Genomic DNA, 10197 nt, shown 5'->3' with positions numbered 1-10197 from the left:
GCTATAATAAAACCAATCAACGCGGGGTGGAGCAGCCCGGTAGCTCGTCAGGCTCATAACCTGAAGGCCGCAGGTTCAAATCCTGCCCCCGCAACCAATATCTTTCAAGATTATCAAGACTTTATCGGCCTCCCAAGTGGAGGCCGAAGTCGTTTTTACCCCTAGCACAACGCTAGCACAAAACCTGGGGCCGATTTGACTGATCCCTTGAGGTCGTGATTCCCTGTTCCCATATCGAAATGGGAAACAAACAGGGGGCCGGTATGGTGAGCCATGAAATCCTCGGAGGAAAGGTCAATGTCTACCGGCGCGGGGGTCTCACATGGCATTGCTCGGCATCGGTAAATGGCCAGCAGTACCGCACCAGCACCAAGGAAACTGGATTGGCGCAGGCCAAGGCATTTGCGGAAGACTGGTATCTCGGGCTTCGCGGCAAGCTGGCCGCCGGGCTGTTGAAAACCGAAAAGACCCTTGCCGAGGCCGCCAAGAAGTTCGAGCAGGAGTACGCCGTTATCACTGAAGGTGAGCGCAGTCCCAAATGGGTTGAGGGCCACAGTATCCGCCTACGGCTCCACTTAATCCCGTTCTTCGGCAAGATGGGGCTCTCCGAGATTACGGCCGGGACCGTGCAGGATTACCGCGTTCACCGCATTAGCACGTCCACGACGGGTAGAGCTCCCGCGCGCAGCACGCTTCATGATGAGGTTGGCACGCTCCGGCAGGTTCTCAAAACCGCCATCCGCCACAAGTGGCTGGGCCACCTTCCTGATTTGTCGCCGCCCTACAAGACGCAAGGCAAGATTACCCGTCGGCCGTGGTTCAGCCCGGCCGAGTACAAGCAGCTTTACGAGGCTACCCGCCAGAACGCCAAGGAGCCGAAGAACCCTTACTTCCGGTGGGAGGCCGAGCAACTTCACGATTTTGTGCTGTTCATGGGCAATACCGGCCTGCGGCCGGATGAGGCCAAGCAGCTCCAGCATCGTGACGTGACGATCGTGGAAGACCCGGAGTCGCGTCAGCGCATCCTTGAGATCGAAGTGCGTGGTAAGCGCGGCATCGGCTGGTGCAAATCCATGCCCGGCGCGGTGAAACCCTATGAGCGTCTGTGTGAGCGGGCGAAGCCTGTGCGGGGGAAAGGGGATGGTGAGGTGGCCGCGACGCTTCCTGTTCCGACCGATCTGTTGTTCCCCGGCAGTTATCTCAAGATGTTCAACAATCTTCTTGAAGCACAACATCTCAAGCTGGACCGGGACGGCAAGCCCCGAACAGCATGCAGCCTACGTCACACCTATATCTGCTTTCGGCTCATGGAAGGGGCAGATGTTTACGCCATTGCCAAAAACTGCCGCACGAGCGTCGAGATGATCGAGAAATTCTATGCGGCGCATATCAAGACCACATTGGACGCTTCCGTGATCAACGCCCGCAAGCCCAAGCAGCGGGCGGGCCGTGCACGGAAGATGCCCAAGGGCGGCGGCACCGCCGCCCCTCCACGGACACGAGGCACCACAGCCTCGTAAAGACACCCGAGCGGGTGTCCAAACGAACCGCTTGGCGGTTCGAAGCGCCCGCTTGGCGGGGCGCTCATAGAAGGTTTAGCCTTCTCAAGACCGGCCACGCCTCCGGCGTGGTCGGCCGGTTTTAGTAACAAGAAAAGTATCAATAATTGATAACAGTTGTTAATTTTGATGGCGAGACTTATAATCCTAGTAACAGGAGGTCCCATGCCATGCCAAGTTATGCGCTCAACGAACACTATGAGAAGTTCATTCAAAAGCAGCTCGAATCCGGCCGCTATAACAATGCCAGCGAGGTTGTCCGTGCTGGACTGCGAATGCTGGAAGACTACGAAGATGCCCGCGAGAAGTGGCTGAACGAGGAGATTCCGAGCCGGTACGAGGAATTGAAGCGTGACCCTTCCAAGGGCATCCCCTTTGAGACGTCTCGTGCCCGGTTCGAGGCGAAGCACAAATCAGACTTGGCGAAAGCCAAGTAGGACATGGTTCATCGCATTGCATTCCACGCGCGAGCCGAAGCCGAGATCGATGAACTTTATGAGCTGCTCCGTGACAAGGCTGGTCCCGCCATTGCCGGAACCTACGTCGGCGGCATTTACGATCTGATTGACGGGCTTCGCATGTTTCCCGAGCGTGGCAGTCTCCGCCAAGGCAAAGTACCGGACCTTCGTATCATCGGATACCGTCGGCGCGTAAGCATCGCTTTTGTGGTGCAAAAGGATGTGGTTCACATCCTCGGTGTCTTTTATGGCGGGCGTGATGCCCAAAGCCTGCTCGAAGACCGCGTTTAGGGTTCTGTCGATGGCGTTGAACATTGATGTTGCCGCGCATGCTCTCTCAGCCGTCACGGCAGAAGACGCCATTCATTAGTGTCTTTGACAGAAGGGCTGTACATCAGTCCGTGCTTTTGACAAATCCGGCGGTATTCCGGCCAGATGGGTAACTGTCGTTGGTGCTCTTCCCAGCCTAAAGACACGCGCGTTTGCCTTGAGCGTGTTCGTGTCGGTCCCCGTTACCGGCTGCGCTACACGGCCGGAACGGTCGGGGTATGCGCCCGGTTTTCGCCGCCGGCAATCGGCTGCCCGCTCCTTCGCTGCGCTCCCGTGTTGCCGTTGCCTGCGGTCGCCTTCGGCTCGCAAACACGTTCGCAAAAATCCCCCGACCGGCCGCGACAGGCGCAGCCGGATAACCAACGGGAGAACCGATCATGAAACCGACCCAAAAGAGCAAACCCGATTACGCCGTTTACGTCGTGGAAGGCGAGGGCGACAAAGCCCACTGGACGAAAATAGGCGCGGGCTGGTCACACAGCGATGGCGAGGGCTTTAACATCACGCTTGCAGCCGTGCCGCTCAACGGGCGCTTGACCATTCGTAAGCCGAAAACCGAACGGGATGACGCGTAATGCGTCCCGTTCGCAACACCGTCCTCTACGGCGACTGCGTCTCCCTGATGCAGCGCCTTCCGGGCGGGGCCGTGGACTTCATCCTGACCGACCCGCCGTATGTTGTCCGCTATCAGGATCGCCGGGGGCGAACCGTCGCCAACGATGATAACGGCGACTGGCTGAAACCCGCCTTTGCCGAGATGTACCGCGTCCTCAAACCCGGCGGCCTCCGGGTTCTTTCGATAGTTGCGCTTGTTCCAGACTATGCGGCCGATGTAGCTCTCGTTATTGAGAATGCCCGTGCCACGGCTGACGTGACCGCGGATGGCTGTGTCGCGCCACTTGCGGCCGCGCGAGCCCGGGATGCCCTCCTTGTTCAAAAGCTGGGCGATGTCGCGTGGTGACATGCCGTCGGCATAAAGCGTGAAGATGCGGCGAACGATATCGGCCTTCGCAGGATCGATCTCGCGCAGGCCTTTGATGCGATCACTATTCACATCGCGCTGCTGCGAGATCATGTAGCCATAGGCCAGGCAAGTGGATGCCTTGCCCTTGCGCACGGCGGTCTTCATTCCCTCCCGGGTCCGGTAGCGGATCTGCCCGACAAGCTCGTGACTGAGCATTGCGCGGAACGACATCTCCATGTCCGTTACCGGCGAGCCAGCGTGGACCGTCCAGAGGTCGACATCGCGATAGCGCAAATCCTTGAGAATCTTGTGGCTGTGCTCGATGTCGCGCGACAGTCGATCGACGGTCACGCAGAGCACGACATCAATGCGGTCGCGCTTCACATGCGCCATCAAGTTCTGGATGCCGGGGCGGAGCTGGTAATCGAAACTGTCGAGGAAGGTTTTCGTCACAAGGCTCGCGCTCGCTGCAAATCATCGTGCTCGAATGTACTGGCCATACGGTTGATCTCAACTGGACGCGTACCGGGCGCCTTTGTGGTTTGACGCTGTGGAGGTAGCTACTTCCTTAATGATTGTGCGAGCTTGGGGGAGGGGGAGGGCATCCACCCGATCAGTTCAAACTGCTGTCGCCTGCCCGGAAGTCGTCGCCTTCGATACAGCCAATTCCCTTGCTGTTCGTTGTTCCGTCACCCAGTCGACGGTGGTTCGGTTGGCAATCTCTCTTGGGTTTGAGAGTTATCGCGAGTTCAGACGCGTTTTCTGGCAGCACGTGAAAGTCAACGCAACCCACAGATAGGGTATCAATTCTTGATTCTCGCCGCGCACCTACCGCGAGGGGAAGCTGCTATTGCCAAATTTTTTGGCCCGTGTCTCGCCGCTCGTATAGAAGCACACATTCTCACCGGACAATATCGTTGGCCAAAGTCTTGGCGTATGGCCTCTTCGCGGCATCTTTAACATTCACGGCAGCCAAAGCCTCTTCAATTGAAGTGTAAATCTCAGTATCGATGCCTTCAGCGAGCCAGGCGACGGCGCTAAGGACATCGCCGCGCCTGTTTTTTCTGGCAAAGAGAACCGTTCCAGGCGGTAGGTCGTTGTGGTGGATCATTGAGAGCACCTCCGTTCGGACGTATGGCCAAAATTCGTTGGATATTCCCAATGTCAAAAGCGCTTGCAACTCGTTCCAGAACGGTTTCGAGCTTATCGTGCGTTCGTCTTTCCGAACGACAACTACGTAGCGGTTTGCCTGGCGCAGGCGGAGCAGTACAGGCAAGCTCGTTGACTGGGGTGGCACGTGTTGTCGACAGTTCATCAGCGGTGAAATTCCGTTTATCTCGATACGATTTTCGACATCCTCGGGGATATCAGGCGGTTGATGCCTGTGCGACGGCGATTTTTTGGACAGTCGAAGTCTCTACCCGTCAGTTTGAGCATTCTGTTGCCTGCCACGATGGAATATCCGGCGTGGCAGCACGGCAAGGGCCGTTAGTGCCCCGTATGCGATGGCCGCCACCGCCACGATCTGGAAAAGGGAATTGAGACTTGCCTGAAACCAGATCACCGAAGCCCATCCGACAAAAGCTGCCAGGATCATCCTGACTGTTCCGGCAAGAACCGGGAGTAAAACGCGCTTCAGTCCCTGGCTTGCAAAATAAAGCGCCAGTCCCAATCCAACTGCGCCATAAGCCGGTGCGACAATTTGCAGATACTGGGAGCCTAGCTGCTGCACATCCGGGTCCGCCGTGAATAATCTCATCCAGGTCATGGGGAACAGAGTGGCGAGAATGCCGATTGTCTGCGTGATGCCGAATGCGATACCTGCGCCAACCCAGGCGACCCGGCGGGCGCGTTCGATCTGGCCCGCTCCGATATTAATCCCAACCATGGTGACGATAGCGGTTCCAAGACCGAAGATGATGGGAATTTGCAGATAATCAAGCCGCGATGCAATGCCGAACCCCGCAATCGCGTCTGCGCCGAAATGGCCGACGGCTGCCGTTACGAACGTAACCGTCAGATTGACCTGGATCGTGCCGACTGCGGAAGGCAGGCCGACACCCAGAATGTCCTTGAACAGTCGACCTTGCAGCGGAACAATTTTGAACTTTAGCGGGCTGCTTGACGAGCGCAGGTATAGGGCAAGCACCAGTGCCGCGATGAGATAATAAATGAAGACCGCAGCGCCTCCGCCTGCCACGCCGAGCTCCGGGAAGGGGCCCCAGCCGAAAATCAACAGCGGCGACAAGACGAGGAGAAGGAACGCGCCGGAGATGATGACGAGAGCAGGCACGTTCACGTTGCCAGCGCCCCGCAGGGCTGCCGAAAGCAAAGCCGTGATCCAGATGGGAATAGAGCCTGCGAACACAATTCCTGAATAGATGAGGGCGGCCCTAAGGGTTTCTCCAGTCCCTCCCATTGAGCGGTAGAGCAGGGGTCCAAAGAGGATTGCAGCGACTGAGAAAATGGCTCCGAATGCCGTAGCCAGAACAATCGAATGCCAGACAAGCCCATCGGCATCAGCGTGGCGGTTGGCTCCCATCGCTCGGGCCACAGCCGAGGAAACTCCGCCTCCAATCCCGCCATTCGACATCATTTGCATCAGCATGAGGACGGGAAAGACGAGGGTCACACCTGCTAAAGCCTCAGTCCCAAGGAAACTGACGAAGTAGGTTTCGGCGACCCCAACAAAGGTCTGGACGACGAGAACGACGACTGTGGGCAATGCCAGCCGGAACAGCGTGGCTGTAATTGGTCCATAAAGAATTCCATGTGGTGTCTTCTGTGAAATTGTTGAGACATGAGAATTTTTGCTGTCAGGCATATCGGCCATGGCTGATCCTAAAAAGTTCTCCGAGGCTCTGCTCCGTTCCCAAGGCCATGGGCTCGCAACCGGTTCTCAGAATTTGAAAATAGATTGTTTTTAAAATCTAAATTATATAGAGTTCATACGCAATCTAAAATATCATTTCCGAGCGTGAGACCGGAGCCCGTGCAGGTGTTCAAAACCCATGTTTCCGATCAAGGATCGATAAAAGCTGAAATGGTGGAAAACCCGCTTGCCGGGAATCTATGCTTTGCTGTGCAGCGGACAAACCGCATCATTTCCCGCCAGATCAACGATGCATTGCGTTCGATAGGACTAACCGCGGAGCAGATATTTCTTCTTTCAGCGATTGGTGAGGCAGGTTCCCCTAGAATATCGGAGGTTTCGCTACTTCTTGGCCTCGACCACTCAACCGTCGTTTCAAATATTAAACCCCTTGTGAGGAAGAACTGGGTGACGATGTCCGTGGATATCTATGATCGCAGGGCACGAAGACTTCTGCTCACCGACAACGGGAGCGCGCGGCTTGGAATGGCATTTGAGCGTCTTCAGGAACTTGGAGACGCGCTGATGAAAAAGGTTGGCGGGACGCAGAATACTCTTAGCCTGTGCCGGACGCTTAGCGAGTTATCAACAGCGTGCGCTTGACGTAGGCCGCGCGGCCGACTGCAAGGATACAGCCATCACCCCTTGTTTTCGGAGCTTTCTTCCCACACTACCTCTTCGCGGGGCTGTGCCTTTAATCCAGCCACTTCCGTCTCCAGCCGATCCAGCCGTTTTTCCAGCGCGATGAGGTAGTCTCCCTGCGGATCGTCGATACCCAGGACGGCATCTTCCCACGATCGCCATTTTTCTCGAAAACGCTTCAACATTTCAAATCTCCATGGCCATCAATTTTACAAATCGGCGCTTGCAGGCCCCACAGTATGAGCGAGCATCACGCCATTCGCTCCGAAAGGTGGATCACCTCTGCCGGTTGTCTCAATCCGGTGGCGACAACAGAGACTCTCAGCCGCCCCTCAAGCGCGTCATTGAATGTCGCGCCGACGACGATATTGGCGTCGTCATCGACTTCCTCGCGAACACGTGTTGCAGCTTCGTCGACATCAAAAAGGGTCATGTCCGGTCCGCCGGAGATCGAGACGAGAAGGCCTTTCGCTCCCCTGACGGACGCTTCATCGAACAGCGGATTGGCAATCGCTGCCTCGGCGGCATGTCGGGCGCGGGCGTCTCCCGTTGCCTCGCCCGTGCCCATGACCGCTCGGCCCATGTCACGCATGACTGACCTTACATCGGCGAAGTCGAGATTGATCAATCCTTCCTTGACGATCAGATCTATGACGGAACTGACCCCGGCATGCAGCACATGATCTGCCATTTCGAATGCATCCGCGAAGGTCGTCTTCGCATCGGCAACCCGGAACAGGTTCTGATTGGGGATGACGATCACCGTGTCTGCGCATTCGCTAAGACGCTCGATCCCCTGCCGAGCTGTTCGCATTCGCTGGGTACCTTCGAATGTGAAGGGCATGGTGACGACGCCGACCGTCAGTATGCTTGCCTTGCGCGCAGCATGGGCGATAACGGGTGCGGCACCTGTTCCCGTTCCGCCCCCCATGCCCGCCGTCACGAAACACATATGGGTTCCGTGGAGGTGATCCATGATCTCGTCAATCGACTCTTCGGCTGCCGCCTGTCCAATATCGGCTAATGATCCGGCACCAAGTCCCTCCGTGACGGTCGGGCCAAGCTGGATAAGCCGTGGCGCTTTTGACATGGACAAAGCCTGGGCATCGGTGTTCGCAACGATAAACTCCGCGCCCTCGAGATCGTGCATGATCATGTTGTTGACAGCATTGCCGCCGCCACCGCCGACGCCGATGACGGCAATCCTTGGCTTGAGAAGTGTTATGCTGGGCGGTGAAACGACAGTCGTTGGTTGCATAGTGGGAGCGTCCTGGTGGAGACTTTGTTCAAAGGGGACCACGCGCGGGGGTTAATCAGCTAGTGGCGTACGACTGCCTCTCCTCGGCCAGCGTCGAAACACTGCGCTGGCATTGACGCCACCGAAGCCGAAGCCATTGGATATCGCATATTCAACATCGAGGGGTCGGGCATCGTTTGCGACAAAGTCGATGCCATTGGCCTCAAGGTCCGGTGAACTGAGATTCAAGGTCGGGGGAGCGATCTGGTGCTGGAGCGCCAGGATCGTAAAAATAGCCTCAAGGCCGCCGGCGGCCCCCAGCAGGTGCCCCGTCGCCGACTTCGTCCCGCTGACCGCGATCGACTTCCTTTGGCCGAAGAGGCTCTTGATCGCTCTGAGCTCTCCGAGATCTCCAACCGGGGTCGATGTCGCATGCGCGTTCAGATGGCCGATTTCGTGGGGCGCGATACCCGCCTGGGTGATGGCTATTTGCATTGCCCTGCGGGCGCCGCTTCCGTCCTCCGGGCCGGAGGTAATATGATGGGCGTCGGCCGTCGTTCCGTATCCAACGAGTTCTGCTATCGGCGTCGCACCACGAGCAAGGGCGTGGCTTAACGCTTCAATGACGAGGATGCCTGCGCCTTCACCCATAACGAAGCCGTCGCGGGCGGTGTCGAAAGGACGTGACGCTTTGGCCGGGGTCTCGTTAAAGCCTGTCGATAGTGATCTTGCCGCTGCGAAACCACCAAGGCTGACAATGTTCATACAGGCCTCAGTGCCACCACAAACCGCAATGTCGGCTTCATTGGACCTGATCAGTCGCGCTGCATCGCCAATCGCCTGAACGCCGGCAGCACATGCCGTCACCGGCGCTCCCAGCGGGCCTCTAAAGCCATGCCGGATAGAGACTTGTCCGGCAGCGAGATTCACGAGAAAGGATGGAATGGTGAAGGGCGAGAGGCGGCGGACGCCGCGTTGGTCGACGGTACGCACCGCCTCCGTTATCGCGGGAAAGCCACCAATGCCCGATGCGATGATTGTCGCCGTTCTCAGTTTTTCTTCTTCGGAAGCTGGCTTCCAGTTCGCCTGCGCGAGAGCCTCTTCCGCCGCTGCCAGCGCAAAGATGATGAAGCGGTCAACCTTACGTTGATCCTTCGAGGGCAGGGTCTTGTCCGGATCAAATCCTCCTTCAGGATCTTCTGCCAGTGACGGGACCACGCCTCCGATTTTTGAAGGCAAATCCCCGACGATGTCGTCACCCAGTCGCCGGATCCCGCTTTTGCCAGCAAGGAGCCGGGACCAGGAGATATCGACATTCGCACCAAGGGGGCTGACGGCTCCCATTCCCGTGACAACGACACGACGCATTTGCATTTCCACCTGTTTAGGATCAAAAATTTGGCATGCCTTCGGCGTCCGACCGAATGACTGGTCGTGAACTTTGGACATGCGGTTCGCGCTATTCTCTTCTGATACGCGTGCGGCGCTGAGCTTTGCCAGCTATCGGCGACGAATATCCAAAACTGCCTGTTAGTCGCTGCCATCGCGGCCAGCAATGCGCCGGACCTCGCTCGCTGCCGCATCGAGTACACTCGTCGACAGCAGTTCATCCTCGATGATCCGGGACAGCGTCACCGCACCGACCATCATGGACAATATTGCCATGGCCTTTTCGCTTCGAGCTCTATCGTCACCATCTCCGATGAGTTCTTCGAGCACCTGGAAATGCGCCCGGGTACCATCCTCAAACGGGCGCCGAACTTCGGCAGTTTGACGCGCAGCGTCGGAGCCGAGAGCAACAAGCGGGCATCCTTCTGCCTTCTCGCCGCTATGATCTTTGGAGAGGTAGAAGCTGATGATCGATTCCAGCGGATCTGACGTGTCTGCTGCGGCATCAGACCACCTCCTGGTGGCGCTCTCGAGAGCACGCCGTGATGCGAGCGCCGCAAGATCGTCCTTGGATGCGAACTGCTTGTAGAACCCACCCTGGGTGAGGCCCGCACCCTTCATCAGGTCTTTCAGGCCGATTCCGTCGAAACCATGCTCTCGAAACAACCGGCTGGCGACGTTGATCACCCTTTCCCGGTTTTCCTCTGCCTGCACGCGGCTCACTCTCATGTGGACCTCCAATTAGA

General features: G+C 57.4%; 11 protein-coding genes and 1 tRNA gene. 4 read left to right on the top strand and 8 right to left on the bottom strand.

Annotated features, from left to right (window positions below; genetic code table 11):
- Positions 1–20: 20 nt before the first annotated feature.
- The 3 genes from ACQZ60_RS24130 to ACQZ60_RS24120 all read left to right on the top strand — a co-directional run bounded on the left by ACQZ60_RS24130 (position 21) and on the right by ACQZ60_RS24120 (position 1996).
- Positions 21–97: transfer RNA gene (locus tag ACQZ60_RS24130), tRNA-Met, on the top strand.
- Positions 98–263: 166 nt separating this feature from the next.
- Complete coding sequence (locus ACQZ60_RS24125; protein ID WP_448736285.1) at positions 264–1520, top strand: tyrosine-type recombinase/integrase; 1257 nt, start codon at positions 264–266, stop codon at positions 1518–1520.
- 209 nt (positions 1521–1729) lie between these two features.
- A complete protein-coding gene (locus ACQZ60_RS24120; RefSeq protein ID WP_020808443.1) occupies positions 1730–1996 on the top strand; it encodes a type II toxin-antitoxin system ParD family antitoxin in 267 nt (88 codons plus the stop codon).
- Here the strand turns inward: ACQZ60_RS24120 and ACQZ60_RS24115 are convergent.
- The 4 genes from ACQZ60_RS24115 to ACQZ60_RS24100 all read right to left on the bottom strand — a co-directional run bounded on the left by ACQZ60_RS24115 (position 1973) and on the right by ACQZ60_RS24100 (position 6144).
- Positions 1973–2332: a hypothetical protein gene (locus ACQZ60_RS24115; RefSeq protein ID WP_432431252.1), complete on the bottom strand. Its 360-nt coding sequence runs from the start codon at positions 2330–2332 to the stop codon at positions 1973–1975. The two genes, ACQZ60_RS24120 and ACQZ60_RS24115, sit on opposite strands and share 24 nt — an antisense overlap.
- A 430-nt stretch (positions 2333–2762) precedes the next feature.
- Positions 2763–3764, bottom strand: coding sequence for a recombinase family protein (locus ACQZ60_RS24110; protein ID WP_020808441.1), 1002 nt, complete (start codon positions 3762–3764; stop codon positions 2763–2765).
- A 448-nt stretch (positions 3765–4212) separates the two neighbouring features.
- Positions 4213–4422: a hypothetical protein gene (locus ACQZ60_RS24105; RefSeq protein WP_155246231.1), complete on the bottom strand. Its 210-nt coding sequence runs from the start codon at positions 4420–4422 to the stop codon at positions 4213–4215.
- Positions 4423–4728: 306 nt separating this feature from the next.
- Positions 4729–6144, bottom strand: a complete 1416-nt coding sequence (locus ACQZ60_RS24100; RefSeq protein ID WP_020808439.1) for an MATE family efflux transporter — start codon at positions 6142–6144, stop codon at positions 4729–4731.
- Positions 6145–6309: 165 nt separating this feature from the next.
- Here ACQZ60_RS24100 and ACQZ60_RS24095 point away from each other — a divergent pair, with 165 nt between their 5' ends.
- Complete coding sequence (locus tag ACQZ60_RS24095) at positions 6310–6786, top strand: MarR family winged helix-turn-helix transcriptional regulator (RefSeq protein ID WP_137396244.1); 477 nt, start codon at positions 6310–6312, stop codon at positions 6784–6786.
- A 35-nt stretch (positions 6787–6821) separates the two neighbouring features.
- On the opposite strand, the gene ACQZ60_RS24090 is transcribed toward ACQZ60_RS24095, so the two are convergent.
- The 4 genes from ACQZ60_RS24090 to ACQZ60_RS24075 form a co-directional block, all read right to left on the bottom strand.
- Complete coding sequence (locus ACQZ60_RS24090; protein ID WP_020808437.1) at positions 6822–7010, bottom strand: hypothetical protein; 189 nt, start codon at positions 7008–7010, stop codon at positions 6822–6824.
- Positions 7011–7075: 65 nt separating this feature from the next.
- Complete coding sequence (gene ftsZ, locus ACQZ60_RS24085) at positions 7076–8083, bottom strand: cell division protein FtsZ (RefSeq protein ID WP_020808436.1); 1008 nt, start codon at positions 8081–8083, stop codon at positions 7076–7078.
- A 51-nt stretch (positions 8084–8134) separates the two neighbouring features.
- Positions 8135–9430 carry a beta-ketoacyl-ACP synthase II gene (gene fabF / locus ACQZ60_RS24080; protein WP_080657418.1) on the bottom strand — a complete coding sequence of 432 codons (1296 nt, stop codon included), beginning with the start codon at positions 9428–9430 and terminating at the stop codon, positions 8135–8137.
- A 162-nt stretch (positions 9431–9592) separates the two neighbouring features.
- Complete coding sequence (locus ACQZ60_RS24075) at positions 9593–10180, bottom strand: TetR/AcrR family transcriptional regulator (protein WP_020808434.1); 588 nt, start codon at positions 10178–10180, stop codon at positions 9593–9595.
- Positions 10181–10197: the final 17 nt, after the last annotated feature.

The sequence above is a fragment of the Agrobacterium sp. 22-223-1 genome (assembly GCF_053522385.1).
The sequence above is the reverse complement of the archived record's forward strand: the minus strand, read 5'-3'. Positions and strand labels throughout refer to the sequence as shown.

Excerpts from the sequence above, each read along its gene's own strand:
- ACQZ60_RS24125 (WP_448736285.1), top strand. The coding sequence starts at position 264 with ATGGTGAGCCATGAAATCCTCGGAGGAAAGGTCAATGTCTACCGGCGC.
- ACQZ60_RS24120 (WP_020808443.1), top strand. The coding sequence starts at position 1,730 with ATGCCAAGTTATGCGCTCAACGAACACTATGAGAAGTTCATTCAAAAG.
- ACQZ60_RS24115 (WP_432431252.1), bottom strand. The coding sequence starts at position 2,332 with ATGTTCAACGCCATCGACAGAACCCTAAACGCGGTCTTCGAGCAGGCT.
- ACQZ60_RS24105 (WP_155246231.1), bottom strand. The coding sequence starts at position 4,422 with ATGATCCACCACAACGACCTACCGCCTGGAACGGTTCTCTTTGCCAGA.
- ACQZ60_RS24100 (WP_020808439.1), bottom strand. The coding sequence starts at position 6,144 with ATGGCCGATATGCCTGACAGCAAAAATTCTCATGTCTCAACAATTTCA.
- ACQZ60_RS24090 (WP_020808437.1), bottom strand. The coding sequence starts at position 7,010 with ATGTTGAAGCGTTTTCGAGAAAAATGGCGATCGTGGGAAGATGCCGTC.
- ftsZ (WP_020808436.1), bottom strand. The coding sequence starts at position 8,083 with ATGCAACCAACGACTGTCGTTTCACCGCCCAGCATAACACTTCTCAAG.
- fabF (WP_080657418.1), bottom strand. The coding sequence starts at position 9,430 with ATGCGTCGTGTCGTTGTCACGGGAATGGGAGCCGTCAGCCCCCTTGGT.
- ACQZ60_RS24075 (WP_020808434.1), bottom strand. The coding sequence starts at position 10,180 with ATGAGAGTGAGCCGCGTGCAGGCAGAGGAAAACCGGGAAAGGGTGATC.